The organism is Candidatus Syntrophosphaera thermopropionivorans (assembly GCF_004353895.1).
Classification (GTDB): domain Bacteria; phylum Cloacimonadota; class Cloacimonadia; order Cloacimonadales; family Cloacimonadaceae; genus Syntrophosphaera; species Syntrophosphaera thermopropionivorans.
The window spans coordinates 1-17,165 of the sequence record NZ_SMOG01000021.1; the positions used below are offsets into that span (position 1 = coordinate 1).

Genomic DNA, 17,165 nt, shown 5'->3' on the forward strand with positions numbered 1-17,165 from the left:
CTAATCCACGCCGCCAGCGTTCGTCCTGAGCCAGGATCAAACTCTCCATAATAAAATATGAAGTTAATTGACTTAAATTGGCTCGCACAAATCTCTATAGCACACTATCATTTTCGAAAAAGAACTATCACTTGTTGAATTATAAAAACAGCTTGAACCTAAAAAAATATAATCTTTATTCTGTCAATACAAAATATTAAAAAATTCCTTAATTTTTTCTCCTTTTTTTCTTATCCCTTTTCTAACTCTATATAATATATATAATTCCAATCTCCTAAAAAAAGAAGAAAAAATAATAAATCAGATTTTTATTTCTTCCATTCTAATTTCTTCATACTTTAATACTCCTCTTAGAGAGATTTCCTTTAATAATAATGATAGTTTTGTAATTTCGGGAATGATATTTCTATTTCCATAGGAGTCATAATTTAAAGTTAGAGGGAATTTAATTGACATTGGAAGTAAGTGCTATTTTTTGGATTAGTAATTTATTCTTTAGAGGTGAAACGATGTTAAGAAAAATGTTACTGTCCAAGCTTCATCGGGCAACAGTCACAGAATGTAATATGCATTATAATGCTAGTATCAAGATAGATCAGGAGTTGCTCAAGCTTTCTGGAATGCGTGAATATGAGCAGGTAGAAGTTTGGGACATTAACAATGGTGAAAGGTTTTCTACTTACATTATACCTGGAGAACCAGGAAGCAGGACTATAGGTATATATGGAGCCGCAGCCAGAAAAGTGCAAGTAGGAGATATAGTAATTATAGTAAATTATGGCCTAATGGATGAAGAAGAGTTAGATAGTTATCAACCCTGTATCATTCTATTGGACGAAAATAACAATCCATTATCATAATGCAGATATATAAGACCATAGCCGAAACCAGAGAAGCATTAGCCGGTGAGGCTTTAAAAAATAAAATAGGCTTTGTGCCCACCATGGGAGCTCTTCACAAAGGTCATCTATCTCTGGTAGAAAGATGTCATTCAGAATCAGATCTCACGGTAGTTTCAATTTATGTAAATCCCACCCAATTTGGACCGCAGGAGGATTTGAATCATTATCCCCGCAATTTAGAAAAAGATATAGATTTATTAAGAAATTATCATGTGGACATAGTGTTCACTCCCGATGATGTTCAGATGTATCCAGAAGGATATTGCACCTGGGTTCAGGTGGAAGGATTGTCCGATATTCTTTGTGGAGCAAGTCGTCCAGGACATTTTAGAGGTGTTGCCACTATTGTTTTAAAATTGATGCATATCGTAAATCCTAAATTGATGTTTATGGGAATGAAGGATTACCAACAGATAATTGTATTAGAAAAGATGATAGAGGATTTGAACTTAGAAACAAAGATTGTGCGATGTCCTATAGTTAGAGAACCAGATGGACTGGCTATGAGTTCACGAAATTCGTACTTGACTCCAGATGAACGACAGAGGGCTACCTGTCTGATAAAAGCTTTAAAAAATGCACAAAAGATGGTTAATGAGGGACATTTAGATTCCAGTATTTTAATTTCTGAAGCGGAAAATATCATTAAGCAATCAGATGGTAGGATTGATTATATAAAAATTGTGGACGGTTCCACACTACAAGAATTGCCAGAGGTCCGATCTGGTTCAAGGATGATGTTAGCAGTATACATTGGAAATACAAGGTTGATAGATAACATAGAACTACTTCCTTGACATTGCAAAGCATTATAAAAAATTGAATAAAAAGCGAAAGTGGCGGAATAGGAAGACGCGCTGGACTTAGGATCCAGTAGGGTTAACCTGTAGGGGTTCAAGTCCCCTCTTTCGCACCAAATTTATTAGGAGAAAAAGTGCAAACAGAGATTAAACCAATTAATGAAGTGTGTAGTGAAGTTACTGTAGTTATTGAAGCAGAAAAAGTAGATGAAGCTTATAAGAAATATTTTAATAAGAAAGCTCAGGAGCTGGAAATACCTGGTTTCAGGAAGGGTAAAGCTCCGAAAAATATGATAGAAAAACTTCATGGCGCGGATATTAAAGAGGATTTTGAAATTAAATTTGCTATTGATTCTTTATATCAGGTTCTTAGAGAAAATAATCTTAATTTTCTGGCAACCCCTCAATTAAAATCTCTTGATTGGATCCAGGGATCGGATATGAAGTTAACTGTCATTTTAGAACATATACCGGATCTAACTTTGGATCTGTTAGAAAATTTAGAAGTCCCTTTTAAACCTCAAACTTTAGAAGATGCAGTAAACCAATTTTTAAGTGACTTAAGATGGAAACAACGCACAATTCAAGATGTAGATACAGTTGAAGAAAACACGACCCTACAGTGTAGATTATATTTTACTTGGAAGGGTGAAGACTATAATTATAGCGTAAATATTTATTCTGAAGAATTAGAAAATCTACCTGCATTAAAAGAGCTTGTCAGTAAAAAAATAGGAGATAAGGTATCACTTTCTCTTCCCATTGAGACCTTAAAACAATTCATAGATGATGATACAATTGATTTTGAAGATGAAACTCAAATGGATGTTACCATAGAGATTGATGCTATAACCAAACTTATTATACCTGAGATAGATGATGAATTTGCCAAAGATATGGATTTTGAGAATCTTGAAGAAATGAAAGCTAAAATAGGAGAAGAATTAAAAGCTCAGGTTGAACACTCCAATTATGAAGCTCAAAATAACGCAATTATCAATGCACTGTTCAAGAAAAAACCCTTTAAAATACCACCAATGACGCTTAAATCAATAATTGACGATTATGCTGCCTCTCTACATATTGACGAAAATCATCCTCTATATAATTATTATGTTAATGAAGCAGCCAATTATTTAGTGCGGTATTTAATTGTGGATTCTTTAAGAGAAAAAATTCATATTGAAGTTTCAGAGGATATGATTAATGAGTTTATAGAACATAGGGCAATTCTCTCCAATTCATCCGTTGCCGGTTATAAAGAAAAAAATGAAGACTATATTAAAAGTGACAATTTTATTAGAGATGCCCAAGATTACTTTCTCTTAAGGAAAATAGCTGAGACCTGCACTTTTATAGAACCTACTGGAGAGACAGAATATCCTGCTTATGAGATTGCCCCGTATGAACCAGAAGAAGAGGAAGAACAAGATAATCAAGATAAACCAGAAGAACAAGAAGAACCCTCGGAGAAAAATGTGAGGAAGGAAGAACAATGAGTTATATCCCTATTGTTATAGAACAAGTAGGACGCACAGAACGAGCTTATGATATATATTCACGCTTATTAAAAGATCGCATTGTGTTTGTAAGCGGTATAATAGATGATAATTTGGCAAATTCTGTCGTTGCTCAATTACTACATCTGGAAGGTGAAGACTCAGAACGCGATATTTATATGTATATAAATAGTCCCGGGGGTATTATCTCTTCCGGACTTGCTATTTATGATACTATGCAATATATAAAACCTAAAGTGAGCACTATCTGCATTGGTCAAGCTGCAAGTATGGCTGCAGTCCTCTTAGCAGCTGGTAGTCCTGGCAAAAGGACTGCTCTACCCAATAGTAGAATAATGATTCATCAACCTTTAGGTGGTTTTGAAGGTCAAGCCAGTGATATCGAAATTCAGGCTAAAGAAATTCTTTATTTACGTGAAAGAATGAATGAAATTCTGCATTCTCATACGGGTCAGGACATCAAGAAAATTAGAGAGGATACAGAACGTAACTATTATATGGATGCCATGGAAGCTAAGGATTATGGCATAATTGATGAAGTTATTGACCATCGGAAATAACTTGACGAAATTTCAAAACTCCTTTATATTATCTATGATAAAAAGATACGAAACATTTTTGGTAGGAGGAATTGTTGGAGAGATATAAAAATCTAACCTGCTCATTCTGTGGTAGGAATGAGACAGAAGTTAAAACCTTAATTCGGGGCATAGCTGGAAACATCTGTGACGAATGCATAACAATGTGTCATAATATAATGGTTTCTAATGCACCCGAACCAGAAGAAGAGATTATAGATTTACCAAAACCGAGTGAAATAAAGGCATATTTAGACCAGTATGTGATAGGTCAAGAAGAAGCCAAAATGATTATTTCAGTGGCAGTATACAATCATTATAAACGCATCTTTAGCCGGAAGGATGATGATATTGATTTGGAGAAAAGCAACATTTTGATGATTGGACCCACAGGCTGTGGAAAGACTCTGATTGCTGAGACTTTGGCAAGATTTCTGAAAGTTCCTTTTGCTATTTCTGATGCTACCACTCTAACGGAAGCTGGATATGTGGGAGAAGATGTAGAGAACATATTAGTCCGATTATTACAGGCTGCAGATTATGATGTTGCTAAAGCAGAAAAGGGAATTGTATATATTGATGAGATTGACAAGATTAGTCGTAAATCGGAGACTCCTTCTATAACCCGTGATGTTTCTGGTGAAGGAGTGCAACAGGCTCTATTAAAAATCCTGGAAGGAACGAAAGTAAACGTGCCACCCAAAGGCGGAAGGAAACATCCTCAGCAGGATTTTATTGAAATGGACACCAAAAACATCTTATTCATAGCTGGTGGCGCTTTTTTTGGACTTGAAAAAATCATTAAAGAAAGAATAGATAAAAAAGCCATTGGATTTGATGTTAAATTAGGTACAAATATTGACGAGGCTAATATCTTTGACCAGACTATCTCGCAAGACCTATTAAAATATGGTTTAATCCCTGAATTGATAGGTAGAATGCCAGTGCTTTGCACTCTTCATGAATTGACTGAAGAAGCCCTGGTGGAAATTCTTGTAAAACCTAAAAATGCTCTGTGCAGTCAATATAAGAAATACTTTGAACTGGATGGTGTGGAACTTGAATTTGGAGAAGATGCATTAAGAGAGATAGCTCGTATAGCAATAAATCAAAAAACTGGTGCTCGCGGATTACGCTCTATTATGGAAAAATTTATGCTCAAAATTATGTATAACATTCCTGATCTGGACAATATCCGAAGCTGCCATATTACTGCTGATGTAGTATCTAAAGGAGCAGAGCCAGAATTTGTATTTTCCAGTAAAAGCTCAAATAAGAGAGCTGCCATAACCCGATAAGCATCAAACAACAGAATAACCCCGAACTTAGATAAATATCCTTTTGCAGATTTTAAGCTGAGGAAAAATATAGAGCTACATCTATTTATTATGAAGGAAGTGTTATGGACGCTGAAATAACTAAAAGAAGGCGGGAAAAACTGTCAGAACAATTAGGAGATAAGGAATCGGTTATAGTCTTTGCTAAACCGGAGATTACTCTGGAAAAATTCTCGCAAGATTCAAATTTTCTTTATCTTACTGGAATTAACGAGCCAGAACTTATCTATATAGCAGCAAAGGTGTCAGGTAGATGGAATGAGGTGCTCTTTATAGAAAGAGGAAACCCAGAAAGGGTGGTGTGGGAAGGAGCAAAGTTATCTATGGAGGAGGCAAAAGAATTAAGTGGAATCCAGCAAATACGCTATAAAGACGAGTTTTATCCCTATCTTTCTGGAATGTGTTCTCAGTTAAGCAGAATCTATTCCAATCTGGGTTATCCAATGCTTCATAAACCTGCAACTTACCCTCTCTTTATGCTCCAACCTGTTAGAGAAAAATATCCTCATATAGAAATCAGGGACTTGGGTGATTTGATTACTCCCCTACGACTGGTTAAAGATGAATGGGAAATAGAGCAACTCAAGAGAGCCATAGATATAACCGGTTTGGGTATTATGGATATTCTGCATACGGCAAAAGCGGGAATGATGGAATATGAATTGGAAGCTACTCTCTTCTATAGAATGCAAGTTAATGGATTACAGCAATGGGGATTTGCACCTATAATTGCCACCGGGATAAATGCGGCAACCTTACATTATGAAAAGAATAATTGCCAGATTCAACCAGGCGACCTGATACTAATGGATGTGGGAGCATCCTGCAACGGTTATAGTGCAGATATTACAAGATGTTTCCCTATTGAGCAAAGATTCAGTTATCGTCAGGCTCAGATTTACAATATTGTGCTGGATGTTAATAAAAGGATAATTGAATTGGTAAAACCTGGAGTGGAGCTATCCGTTCTGAATAATAAGACGGTGGAATGGTTGGCTGAAGGAATGCTTTCCATTGGCTTAATAAATTCCAAGGATGAAGTAAGAAAGTATTATATGCACAGTGTTAGTCATTTTCTTGGACTTGATACCCATGATGTGGGTGGTAGAGAAGCAGTCCTTACCCCTGGAAATGTTATCACGGTTGAACCGGGCATTTATATTCCTGAAGAAAGGCTCGGGGTACGAATTGAAGACGATGTTTTGGTAACCGATGATGGTCATCAAGTGCTTTCTGCAGGTATTCCTAAAGAAATATCAGAAATAGAATCCATCAGACAAGAGGCTTTTCAAAATGAGCACTAACGCTATTTATCCAGGGACTTTTGACCCTATAACTTATGGACATATAAACATTCTGGAAAAAGCATCCAGACTTTTTGATAAAGTTATATTGAGTGTGGCAGCTTATACCGATAAAGAAACTTTGTTCAGTCTGGAGGAACGATATGAACTGTGCTCGGCATCAGTTAAACATCTTTCCAATGTAGAAGTGTATACCTTTGAAGGATTAGCTGTAGATTTTGCTCGGTCCCAGAATTGTTCGGTAATGATTAGGGGATTACGAGCTGTTTCCGATTTTGAATATGAACTTTCCTTAGCTTTAACCAATACTACGCTCAACCCAGAGATTGAAACCGTATTTCTGGTCCCCAGTCTTCGTTATATGTATCTTTCTTCTTCCATTACCAGACAATTAGCCGAATTGGGCAGTGAATTGAAAGACTTTGTTCCACCAGTCGTAGCTAAAGCTCTCAGGGATAAATTTAAAAAGGAATGATATGGCAAAAAAGGAAACTATTCCCAAAGAGATAACCCAGATTTCAGACCGGGCTCTTCCAGCTGATGTAAATGCTGAAGCAGGTGTATTATCAGCTATGATAATTGATTCCAGCATTGTCAGTAAAGGTCTGGAATTAATTAAAGAAGAATACTTTTCTCGCACTTCACATAAATTAATCTTTCGGACTATAGCTGAACTTTTCAGTGATGGAGTGGAAATTGACCCTCTAACACTTGTAGACCGTCTACAGCAAAAGGGGTTTCTGGAAAAAGTGGGTGGTATTCCTTATATAAATGAACTTTCGGATTTCGTTACTTCCAGTGCCAATTTCAATTATCATCTCAATATCCTGATAGAAAAAGCTTTATTGCGCAACCTCATCATTACCTGTAACAGCATTATTGAAGCTTGCTACAGCTCTACTGAACCAGTAAAAAAGATTGTTGATGAAGCAGAACAAGCTATTTTTAAAATTGCTGAAATGCCACAACATCAGGGTTTTCAAAGAATTGACCAGATTAGTGCTGAAGTCATTCAAGTTATTGATACTATTTCCACCACCAAAGTTCCTGTCATCGGTGTTTCCAGTGGATTTATAGATTTAGACCGCCTGGCAGGAGGATTTAGACCAGGGCAATTTATTATTATAGCTGCACGTCCTGCTATGGGAAAGACCTCACTGGCGCTAAATATAGCTTCACATGCTGCCGTAGATCTAGGTAAGAAAGTGGCTATCTTTACTATGGAAATGGCTGCAGATGAAGTGGTAATGAGGATGTTCAGTAGTGCCGCTGAAGTCAGTATGGAATCAATCCTCAAAGGCTATGGTATGAATGAGGAAAAGCTAATCCGGATTATGCAGGTGGCGGATGTGATTTCCACTAAACAAATATATATTGATGAATCCGGAACCAATACTCCTTTGGAAATTAGAGCCAAAACGAGGCGTTTAGCTGCAGAAATTGGCGGTTTGGACCTCATTATCATAGATTATTTGCAACTTATGACATTACCACGAGATAAGGATAATCGCCAACAAGAGATTGCTGAGATATCTCGTGCACTTAAAATTCTGGCTAAGGATATGAAAATACCTGTCATTGCGCTTTCTCAATTAAATCGGCTTCTGGAAAATCGGGATGATAAACGTCCACGACTGGCTGATTTACGAGAATCTGGTGCTATAGAACAGGATGCAGACTTGGTAATGTTTATTTATCGTGACGAATATTACACCAAAGAAAAATCGGAAAAACCTGGCATTGCTGAAATTATTATCGGCAAAAATCGTCATGGCTCTACTGGTACTGTTGAACTGGGATTTAATAAAGAATTCACCATGTTTCGCAACTTAGATACCATTCATGAATTTTAAGCTTCTTGCTGGTACTGGTGCTTATACTATATTTATTGGAAGAGTCCTAAAACGCCTTCCTAAACTTCCTAAGCGCTGGCAAGAACTAACCATTCAGCTTAAACGCATCGGAGTTGATTCTCTCTTTTTAATTACCATCACTTCTATATTCACTGGTTTAGTTGTCGCAGTGCAAATTATTTATCAAGGTAGCTATTATATACCTAAAAATTTATTCAGTGTTATCATTGGAAAAGCAAATATGATAGAATTGGCACCGGTACTTACAGGTCTGGTTTTAACAGGAAAAGTTGGTGCTTCTATAGCTGCAGAAATAGGGACTATGAGAGTGAGCGAACAGATTGATGCCCTTCAAAGTATGAGTATTGCTCCAGAAGAATTTCTTTATCTTCCTCGTATTAGTGCTGGTGTTATTTCTGCTCCACTATTAACAATTTATGCGGATTTAATTAGTATAATTGCGGGTTGGTTTTTCACCTGGATGAGATATGGTATCAGATTCTTCAACTTTTTTAATGATATGCGCATCTATTTTGCCCCATTTGATTTAATTGGCGGAATCATAAAAGCTATATTATTCGGATTTCTGATTACTTCTTTAGCTTGTTTTTTTGGAGATAAGACCACCGGTGGTGCTGAAGGAGTGGGACATAGCACTATGCAAACTGTTGTTTACAGTTCAGTTGGAGTTTTAGTACTTGATTTTCTGGTGGCTATTTTGATGATGGCACACTATCTATGACACTTAGAAAAAGGTCTGTAAAATTATTTATAATCATTTCCTTAGTGCTCTGTCTGATATCAGGATTCAGCTGCAAAAAAAACAATAAGGAAGTAAAAAAACAAATAACCCCGAGCTCCTACTTATATATTTTTGCTCTGGACCACATTAGAGAATCAGGTTTTGAAACCGTTGTTATCAAGGATTTTGCTAAACAAAATAATATCGGACTGAGAATAAACCTTTTCCCCGATCTTTCTATGTTAATGCAGACCTTATCCAATCCTGATTACCAAGGAAAAGTGGATATAGTTTTGGGATTGGATAATTCATTTTTTTACGATATTGCTTCCAGCGATTATTTTGCTCCCGTTCCGGAAGTATCATTACAAGAGATTAGATATGAAATCCCTCGGGATTCTGAGCATTGTCTAATTCCCTATGCGAGTGCAAACCTGGCTTTTATTTATGATTCCAAAAAATATCCGGAACCACCTCATTCTTTTGGTGAACTTCAGGATAGTAAATATTATTCACAATTAGCTATCTGTGACCCATCTCAATGTGGCTTAGGAAGGAGCACTCTTCTCTGGACTGTGGCATTATTTTCTGAGCAAGGATATGAACAGTTGTGGTCTTCTTTACGAAAGAATATTTATAAGATATACCCCAATCCAACCTTATGCCTTGATGCTATCAGGACCGGTAAATGTGGTTTAATGTTTGGATATAACACTATTCCTGCTTGGCTAAATGAACTTTATCCCTCAGAAAGTCATATCAAGTCAATCATTCCAGAAGAAGGAAGTTTCCTATATGTAGAGTCAGCTGCTTTATGTAAGGATGCTCCCCATAAGGACACTGCTTTGCAATTCTTAAAATATCTCATATCACCAAATCCTCAACAATTTGTAATGTATAAATTAGCTATGATGCCGGTTAATGGTAGAACTCCACTTCCTACTTCTTTTGCTCATATACCAGCTATAATCTATTCACATAACAATAGATTGGAACAACAGCCAGTTCAGGATAGCCTTCAGGTCTGGATGTCTAACTGGAAGCGGATGATGTATGGAAATAAAAGGTTTTAGATATGATTCCTTTGGTTGAAACAAGATTTAATATTGTCCTCTATGAACCTGAAATTCCTGCTAATACCGGAAATATCGGAAGGCTATGTGTTGGGACTGGTTCTAAACTACATATAATTCAACCCTGTAAATTCTTAATCACGGATAAGACCCTAAAACGTGCAGGATTAGATTACTGGGAGCATCTGGATTTGACTATGCATAAAACTTGGGAAGAGATTTTAGAGTTTTGCCCTTTAGAGCGAGTATTTTTCTGCACCACAAAAAGCAAACGAAATTATCTAAATGAGCATTATCAGTATGGAGATACCTTTGTTTTTGGACCCGAATCTCGTGGTTTGCCTCAAAACTTGCTGGATAAGTATCCTGAACGCTTAATTACTATCCCGATGCATCCACTTATTCGTTCTATTAATCTTGCCAATTCCGTAGCAATAATTTTATATGAGGCTATCAGACAGGTCTATTACTCCAGTTAATCTTCATAAACATTTAATAACTGCTGAACCGCAAGCATAACAGGAAGGGAACCTTCTTCTACCTGTTTCTTAAGAAGAGGTAGTTTTTCTTGAACTTTATGGTCACTATAAAATCTATTTAATACCGCTTCTTTAATTAGCGATTCAAACCATTCTAAAACCTGCTTTTTGCGTCGTTCATAGAATATTCCACTGCTTTTACCTTGTTCTACAAACTTTTCTATGATTTCCCAGATTTCCGAAAGTCCTTTCTTCTGGAGAGCCGAGCAGGTTATAGCCTTGGTAGTCCAACCTTCAGTGGCAGGACGAAGATAATGGAGAGCATTATTAAGTTCTCTGCATGCCAGCTCTGCAGCTGCAATATTCTCTCCATCAGCCTTATTTACAACCACTAAATCTGCCAGTTCCATCACTCCTTTTTTTATTCCCTGAAGTTCATCACCTGCACCTGGAATTTGCATTAAAAGGAAGAAATCCACCATTGAACGAACGGTTACTTCACTTTGACCTACACCAACAGTTTCAATCAGCACAATATCAAAACCTGCAGCTTCGCAAAGTATGATAGTTTCTCTGGTTTTACGAGCGACACCACCTAAAGTGCCTCCACTGGGAGAAGGACGAATAAAGCTATCAGGATGCCTGCTTAATTCTTCCATCCTGGTTTTATCACCCAGAATACTACCACGGGAAATAGTGCTACTGGGGTCTATTGCCAGAACTGCAACCCTATGCCCTTTTCCGAGTAACCATAGACCAAAATTTTCTATGAAAGTACTTTTCCCGGCACCTGGCATTCCTGTAACCCCAATTCTTATGGAATTACCAGAATCGGGCAGAAGCCTTCTAATAAGTTCCTGCCCGGCTTCAAAATGCTGAGGAGCATTACTTTCTATGAGAGTAATAGCTTTAGCTAGAAGTGTTCTATCACCTTTCTTTATACCTTCAACCAGTTCATCCACAGAAGGGAAAGAACTTCTCTTTTTGCCCGTTTCTTTGACTATCCCACTTTGATTTGCTTTTGCTTTCAGGACACGAGAAGCATATTCCTTTCCCGCATTGGGTGGAGTCCACTCAGGTTTTCTTTCTTTTGTCATTTTATTCTTGTAAGAGCTTATTCATTATGATAGTAGCAGCTTCGGGAAGTTTTGTCCCAGGGCCGAAGATAGCTGTAGCACCATTTGCCAAGAGAAAATCGTAATCCTGAGGAGGTATAACACCTCCAACCACTATCATTATGTCATCTCGTCCTAATTTTGCCAGTTCTTCCACTAATTGAGGAAGTAGGGTTTTGTGACTACCTGCCAGAGAACTCACACCTATAATATGTACATCGTTTTCAACTGCTTGACGGGCAGCTTCAGCAGGAGTCTGAAACAGTGGTCCCACATCCACATCAAATCCCATATCAGCAAAAGCAGTAGAAACTACTTTAGCTCCACGATCGTGTCCATCCTGACCTAATTTAGCCACTAAAATGCGTGGTCTTCTGCCTTCTTTTTCCGCAAATTTATCGGTTAAAGCTCTTACTTTTTCTATTTCATCCATTTTAGTATACTCACTGCTATAAACATTATTTATCAATTGAATGGTGGCTTGATGCCTGCCAAAAACTTTTTCCATTGCATAAGAAATTTCCCCTAAGGTAGCACGAGCGCGAGCAGCTTCAATTGCCAGTTCCAGAAGATTACCTGTATTATTTTTTGCTGCTTCTGTAATGGCATCCAGACAGGCTTGAACTTTTTGAGAATCCCGTTCTGCTTTGAGTTTTTTCAAACGAGCAATCTGCGCTTCCAGAACAGCTGTATTATCTACTTCCAGAATTTCTATGGGCTCTTCATTTTCGGGACAATATTTATTAACTCCAACGATGGTTTCTTCTCCAGAATCAATATGAGCCTGTCTTCGTGCTGCTGCTTCTTCAATTCTCATCTTGGGTAAACCGGTTTCAATCGCTTTTGCCATTCCACCAAGTTCTTCAACCTCCAGAATATGTTCCCAGGATTTCTTCAGGAGAGCATCAGTTAAATATTCAACATAATAAGAACCTGCCCAGGGATCAATCACCCGAGTAATTCCAGTTTCATTCATCAGATAGAGTTGAGTGTTTCTGGCAATGCGAGCACTAAAATCAGTTGGTAAGGCAATAGCTTCATCCAGAGAGTTGGTATGCAAGGATTGGGTGTGACCCATAGTAGCAGCTAAAGCTTCTATGCAGGTACGAGTTACATTATTAAATGGGTCTTGAGCAGTAAGACTCCAGCCTGAAGTTTGGGAATGAGTGCGTAGAGCCATACTCTTAGGATTTTGGGGAAGGAATTGCTTAATAATTTTTGCCCAGAGAACTCTGGCAGCTCTCAATTTAGCCACTTCCATAAAGTAATTCATTCCTTCCGCCCAGAAGAAGGAAAGCCTGGGTCCTATAACATCTATATCCAATCCTGCTTTAAGTGCTGTGCGCACATATTCCAAGCCATCAGCCAGAGTATAAGCCATTTCCAGGTCTGCAGTGGCACCTGCTTCATGCATATGATAACCGGATATACTGATAGAATTAAATTTGGGCATATGTTCTGCAGTATAACGGAAAATATCTGCAATAATACGCATTGAGGCTTCTGGAGGATAAATATAGGTGTTTCTGACCATATATTCTTTGAGAATATCATTCTGGATTGTACCATTTAATTGCTCAGGTTTAACTCCTTGTTCTTCTGCTGCCACTATATAAAAAGCCATTATAGGAATAACTGCACCATTCATAGTCATTGAAACACTGATCTGGTCCAGCGGAATCCCTTCAAAGAGGATTTTCATATCCAAAACACTATCTACAGCTACTCCAGCTTTTCCCACATCACCTGCAACTCTTGGATGGTCTGAATCATAGCCTCTATGAGTGGGTAAATCAAAAGCTATAGAGAGACCTTTCTGTCCCATTGCCAAATTTCTTCTATAAAAAGCATTGCTTTCCTCAGCAGTGGAAAAACCTGCATATTGACGAATAGTCCAGGGACGCATAATATACATTGAGGGATAGGGACCTCTTAAGAAAGGAGGTAATCCGGAAAGATAATCAAGATGCTGAGCTTGAGCTATGTTATCCTTTGTGAAGAGTCCTTTAACTTCTATTTGTTCATTAGTTTTCCAGATAGGTAATTCTTCGGGTTTGCTTTTAGCTTCTGCTTTAAATTCTGGATTAATTTTCGTGAAATCAGGCTTCATTTTCCACCCCCAGTTTTTTAGCTAATTCATCTAAGGTGGCAACTACATCTGCACCCATATAAATAAACATCTTTATTCCATTCTCTTTAAAACTTTCTACTTTATCTTTAGGATAACCTGCCAGAATTAGAAAACTATCGGGAAGAGCAGAACATATCGCTGGCACAAGTTCATTGTATTTCTCATCTGTGGAACAGATACAATAGGCATCTGTATTGGATTCTTTAGCTGATTTGACCGCATCTTCCACAGTAATAAAACCTTGAGGAGAAATTACCGTAAAACCTCCTGCCTGAAAGAATCCTGTAGCAAAATCAGCTCTAACTCTATAATCATTGATAGTTCCCATATTCATCAGGAATATATTCGTATTCTTATCAGATTTTATAACCCGAGTGCGTAAATTTTCTATTTCTTCCACTACTCTCAATTGTGGTAAAGCTCCAGCTTTTAAAACTTCCATCTTTATGGGGTTGGACTCTCTTGGAATTTGAATCTGGGTTGGTGGATTCTCATCTGGGTTTGCATAAAGATTAATTCCCACATAGACATCTTTCCTTTTCCGCATGGCTTCTTTTCTTGCATTAGCTACCTTTTCTATATCAGTATGAATTTTCCCCTCTTGCAAAGCGTTCAGTATCCCACCTTCAGATTCCAGTTCTTGCATATATTTCCACGCTTGATTAGCAAGTTCTTGAGTTAGATTTTCTATGTAATAACTTCCTCCAGCTGGATCTACAACTTTATCAAAATGTGATTCTTCTTTCAGAATAATCTGCTGATTGCGAGCTAAGCGTCTGGAAAATTCATCTTCATCTGAGGTTAATTCATTAAATCTGCCAACTTCTAAACTATCAACTCCACCAATTACACCCGAAAAGGCTTCAGTCGCATTTCTAAGTAAATTCACATAAAAATCGTAAAGGCTTTGGTTGAAAGTAGCAGTTTTACCGTGAATCCAGATTTTTTGTTCTTTTTCTTTCCCACCAAAAGCTTTAATCATTTCAGACCAGAGAAGACGCATTGCCCTAACTTTTGCAATTTCCATAAAGAAATTGGGTCCAAGGGAAAGCTTTACCTGAAAGAGAGGACTGAGTTGTTCTATAGTCCATCCTTTATCAAGTAAATTCTGAAGGTAATAGATTGCTGTAGCTAATATAATTCCCAGTTCCTGAGTGGAAGAAGCTCCGGCAGCAGAATAGACACTACCATCTATAGAAATACAGCGTAAACCTGATATATTTTTTATTGCAATCTCCACACCTTCTACTATTTTTCCCCATATTTCATCCCAGCTAAAACTTAAATATCCTTTTCTGGCAAATTCTGAGATAGGGTCAAACCCAATTCCTAATTGCAATTCTTCCCAGGCATATTTTCTCTCACAAATATATTGTTCTACCAGCAAGAGAATAAAATAATCATCCATATCCAATTGCATAAAAAGAGGAGCAGCTCTGAGGTCTATAGCAGCACAGATTGCTCTTAAATCATCAATAGACTTGATAGAAACACCCCTTAAATCATCATCGTGCTTAAGCTGTATATTAACAGCTGTTAAACCCAGTTGTAACTCCCTTAATATCTGAGCGTTGAGTGCTTTTAAATCGGACTCTCTATGAGATTGAGCAATTAACCATCCTTCACTTAAAAACTTTTTCGGATTATTTCCTCGTACATATGGAGCTTTACCTGGAAGAGAGTCAAGAAAGGGTAGTTTGCTTAAATCTTCTCTTCTATAAATAGGTTGTAAAGTGATACCCTCATAGGTTCTGGTATGCATCACTTTATCAAAATCAGCTCCTTTAAGGGTATCTTCTACTGCTTTTCTCCATTCTTCATAGGTTGGCGGAGGAAAGTCTTCCAGTAATTTGAGTTCTTTTTCCCATTCCATTTTTTTATTCCTTCACTTTTCTATCTTTTGTAACAAAGCTTGAACAGGTTTCATTCCATATGGTGAACCTTGAGCTATGGCATCTAAAACTGCTCCACCACCAGTAAAGAAATAATAGTGGGGATCATTTTTTGCCTGAGCAAAAATTCCAGGCAATAAATCTCCAAATTCTTGGATAGTATCACCACCACCAAATAACTTTTGTGCCTGACTGCAGGAATGAATTAAGCTATAAAGAGCTTTTGTGCCTTCTTTAAACAGAACTGTATAACCCATCACGGCATTTACAAAAATTGTTGCTGCGGAAGAGAAAACTTCCTGAATAGAGGGGTCAGAAAAGGATTCAGGAGCAATGTCTAATATATAATTTAAATCCATTCCAGCTTGCAAATCAGTCACTTTTCTAATTCTCCCATTGCTTACATCTTCCATACTATCGCACTCTATTATGAAGGGCATTTCCACTATTTTATCTGGGAATTTTTCTGCTTCTTGCAGGAATTGTTCGGCTAATTGCAAATCCTCTGGAGATAAACCTTTTATATTAACCCTATATTTAGCAGCAAGATAACCATTATATAGAACCCCACCCAATACTAATTTATCACTTAATTTTAACAAAGCTGAAAGTGGACCCATCTTGGTATCAAACTTTGCTCCTGCAACTACAGAAAGTAGTGGACGCTGTGGATTAAAAACTTTTTCCAGATTCTGAACTTCCTTTATCATCAATAATCCAGCATAGGAAGGCAAAAACTTGGTGATATTATAAGTGGAAGCATGAGCTTGCCAGGAACCAAAAGCATCGTTAATATATAAATCTGCAAAGGAAGCCCAGCTTTGTGCTAAGATATCAGCGGATTCATCTTTAGCTTCTTCTCCCTTAAACCAGCGAGTATTAGGCAGATACACAAAATCTACCTCACCTGCCCTTAATTTTTGTACCGCTGGTAAAATCGGACTCAAATCAGTGATTCCTTCGGGTCCTGAAGCAATGCATTCAGGAATTATTCCCTTTAGCTGCAGTTTCTCCTCCAGATATTTAACTACAGGAGCGACAGATTCTCCTTCGGAAATATTTATAGTCCCGGTTTTCTTGTCATAAGGACGTCCTATATGTGTCATCAAAATAGGCATTCCTCCCTTTTTATAAATGTGGAGTAGGGTAGGAATGGTAGCATCTATCCGCATAGTATCTTTAATTTTTCCATTTTTAACCACATTATGGTCCATCCTGACTAAGACCATTTTACCCCTTAAATCTGCCTCCAGAAAACAAGGAAGTGCAGTCATTTCTCATTCCTCCTTTATTATTTCTCTATATATTTGTCTATTAATCATTGATTTATCATCTAAATGGGCTATTAACTTTTTGTTATTCCTTATATTAAATTTAACTTTAAAGTCAAGACTTTTCTTATTTAAAGCCTCTTCTTGAAGATTGAATCCCTACTATTT

Annotated in this window: 15 protein-coding genes and 1 tRNA gene; 12 read left to right on the forward strand and 4 right to left on the reverse strand. The window is 37.3% G+C overall.

What is annotated here, in order from left to right; genetic code table 11:
* Nucleotides 1–509: 509 nt before the first annotated feature.
* The 12 genes from panD (at nt 510) to E0946_RS05885 (ending at nt 10,588) form a co-directional block, all read left to right on the forward strand.
* Nucleotides 510–860: an aspartate 1-decarboxylase gene (gene panD, locus E0946_RS05830; RefSeq protein ID WP_133201531.1), complete on the forward strand. Its 351-nt coding sequence runs from the start codon at nt 510–512 to the stop codon at nt 858–860.
* On the forward strand, nt 860–1,699 hold the full coding sequence (gene panC, locus E0946_RS05835; RefSeq protein WP_133201532.1) for a pantoate--beta-alanine ligase: 840 nt from the start codon (nt 860–862) through the stop codon (nt 1,697–1,699). Before panD ends, panC begins: the two co-directional genes overlap by 1 nt.
* A 33-nt stretch (nt 1,700–1,732) precedes the next feature.
* Nucleotides 1,733–1,818 (forward strand) — tRNA-Leu (locus tag E0946_RS05840).
* A gap of 18 nt (nt 1,819–1,836) precedes the next feature.
* A complete protein-coding gene (locus E0946_RS05845; protein ID WP_133201533.1) occupies nt 1,837–3,201 on the forward strand; it encodes a trigger factor in 1,365 nt (454 codons plus the stop codon).
* Nucleotides 3,198–3,782: an ATP-dependent Clp endopeptidase proteolytic subunit ClpP gene (gene clpP, locus E0946_RS05850; protein WP_133201534.1), complete on the forward strand. Its 585-nt coding sequence runs from the start codon at nt 3,198–3,200 to the stop codon at nt 3,780–3,782. Before E0946_RS05845 ends, clpP begins: the two co-directional genes overlap by 4 nt.
* Before the next feature lie 74 nt (nt 3,783–3,856).
* The gene (clpX, locus tag E0946_RS05855; protein ID WP_133201535.1) at nt 3,857–5,098 is read left to right on the forward strand and encodes an ATP-dependent Clp protease ATP-binding subunit ClpX; all 1,242 of its coding nucleotides are present in this window, start codon (nt 3,857–3,859) and stop codon (nt 5,096–5,098) included.
* 104 nt (nt 5,099–5,202) lie between these two features.
* Complete coding sequence (locus E0946_RS05860) at nt 5,203–6,441, forward strand: aminopeptidase P family protein (protein WP_133201536.1); 1,239 nt, start codon at nt 5,203–5,205, stop codon at nt 6,439–6,441.
* Nucleotides 6,431–6,916 (forward strand): pantetheine-phosphate adenylyltransferase, encoded by a 486-nt coding sequence (gene coaD / locus E0946_RS05865; protein ID WP_133201537.1) that lies wholly within the window; start codon nt 6,431–6,433, stop codon nt 6,914–6,916. The genes E0946_RS05860 and coaD overlap by 11 nt, the downstream gene beginning before the upstream one ends.
* 1 nt (nt 6,917) lies before the next feature.
* A complete protein-coding gene (dnaB, locus tag E0946_RS05870) occupies nt 6,918–8,294 on the forward strand; it encodes a replicative DNA helicase (protein WP_133201538.1) in 1,377 nt (458 codons plus the stop codon).
* Nucleotides 8,284–9,036 carry an MlaE family ABC transporter permease gene (locus tag E0946_RS05875; protein ID WP_133201539.1) on the forward strand — a complete coding sequence of 251 codons (753 nt, stop codon included), beginning with the start codon at nt 8,284–8,286 and terminating at the stop codon, nt 9,034–9,036. Before dnaB ends, E0946_RS05875 begins: the two co-directional genes overlap by 11 nt.
* Nucleotides 9,033–10,109: a thiamine ABC transporter substrate-binding protein gene (locus E0946_RS05880; RefSeq protein ID WP_133201540.1), complete on the forward strand. Its 1,077-nt coding sequence runs from the start codon at nt 9,033–9,035 to the stop codon at nt 10,107–10,109. Before E0946_RS05875 ends, E0946_RS05880 begins: the two co-directional genes overlap by 4 nt.
* A 2-nt stretch (nt 10,110–10,111) precedes the next feature.
* Nucleotides 10,112–10,588 (forward strand): tRNA (cytidine(34)-2'-O)-methyltransferase, encoded by a 477-nt coding sequence (locus tag E0946_RS05885; RefSeq protein ID WP_133201541.1) that lies wholly within the window; start codon nt 10,112–10,114, stop codon nt 10,586–10,588.
* On the opposite strand, the gene meaB is transcribed toward E0946_RS05885, so the two are convergent.
* Genes meaB through E0946_RS05905 form a run of 4 tightly spaced genes read right to left on the reverse strand, consistent with a single transcriptional unit; the run spans nt 10,585 to nt 17,000 of the window.
* Nucleotides 10,585–11,685, reverse strand: coding sequence for a methylmalonyl Co-A mutase-associated GTPase MeaB (gene meaB, locus E0946_RS05890; RefSeq protein WP_133201542.1), 1,101 nt, complete (start codon nt 11,683–11,685; stop codon nt 10,585–10,587). The two genes, E0946_RS05885 and meaB, sit on opposite strands and share 4 nt — an antisense overlap.
* Before the next feature lies 1 nt (nt 11,686).
* Nucleotides 11,687–13,813: a methylmalonyl-CoA mutase gene (gene scpA / locus E0946_RS05895; protein WP_133201543.1), complete on the reverse strand. Its 2,127-nt coding sequence runs from the start codon at nt 13,811–13,813 to the stop codon at nt 11,687–11,689.
* Nucleotides 13,803–15,707, reverse strand: a complete 1,905-nt coding sequence (locus E0946_RS05900; RefSeq protein ID WP_133201544.1) for a methylmalonyl-CoA mutase family protein — start codon at nt 15,705–15,707, stop codon at nt 13,803–13,805. The genes scpA and E0946_RS05900 overlap by 11 nt, the downstream gene beginning before the upstream one ends.
* Nucleotides 15,708–15,719: 12 nt before the next feature.
* Nucleotides 15,720–17,000: a phosphoglycerate kinase gene (locus E0946_RS05905; RefSeq protein WP_133201545.1), complete on the reverse strand. Its 1,281-nt coding sequence runs from the start codon at nt 16,998–17,000 to the stop codon at nt 15,720–15,722.
* Nucleotides 17,001–17,165: the final 165 nt, after the last annotated feature.

Bases quoted from the DNA above. Each gene is read 5' to 3' on its own strand.
- panD (WP_133201531.1), top strand. From the start codon at position 510: ATGTTAAGAAAAATGTTACTGTCCAAGCTTCATCGGGCAACAGTCACA.
- panC (WP_133201532.1), top strand. From the start codon at position 860: ATGCAGATATATAAGACCATAGCCGAAACCAGAGAAGCATTAGCCGGT.
- clpP (WP_133201534.1), top strand. From the start codon at position 3,198: ATGAGTTATATCCCTATTGTTATAGAACAAGTAGGACGCACAGAACGA.
- E0946_RS05860 (WP_133201536.1), top strand. From the start codon at position 5,203: ATGGACGCTGAAATAACTAAAAGAAGGCGGGAAAAACTGTCAGAACAA.
- coaD (WP_133201537.1), top strand. From the start codon at position 6,431: ATGAGCACTAACGCTATTTATCCAGGGACTTTTGACCCTATAACTTAT.
- dnaB (WP_133201538.1), top strand. From the start codon at position 6,918: ATGGCAAAAAAGGAAACTATTCCCAAAGAGATAACCCAGATTTCAGAC.
- E0946_RS05875 (WP_133201539.1), top strand. From the start codon at position 8,284: ATGAATTTTAAGCTTCTTGCTGGTACTGGTGCTTATACTATATTTATT.
- E0946_RS05880 (WP_133201540.1), top strand. From the start codon at position 9,033: ATGACACTTAGAAAAAGGTCTGTAAAATTATTTATAATCATTTCCTTA.
- E0946_RS05885 (WP_133201541.1), top strand. From the start codon at position 10,112: ATGATTCCTTTGGTTGAAACAAGATTTAATATTGTCCTCTATGAACCT.
- meaB (WP_133201542.1), bottom strand. From the start codon at position 11,685: ATGACAAAAGAAAGAAAACCTGAGTGGACTCCACCCAATGCGGGAAAG.
- scpA (WP_133201543.1), bottom strand. From the start codon at position 13,813: ATGAAGCCTGATTTCACGAAAATTAATCCAGAATTTAAAGCAGAAGCT.
- E0946_RS05900 (WP_133201544.1), bottom strand. From the start codon at position 15,707: ATGGAATGGGAAAAAGAACTCAAATTACTGGAAGACTTTCCTCCGCCA.
- E0946_RS05905 (WP_133201545.1), bottom strand. From the start codon at position 17,000: ATGACTGCACTTCCTTGTTTTCTGGAGGCAGATTTAAGGGGTAAAATG.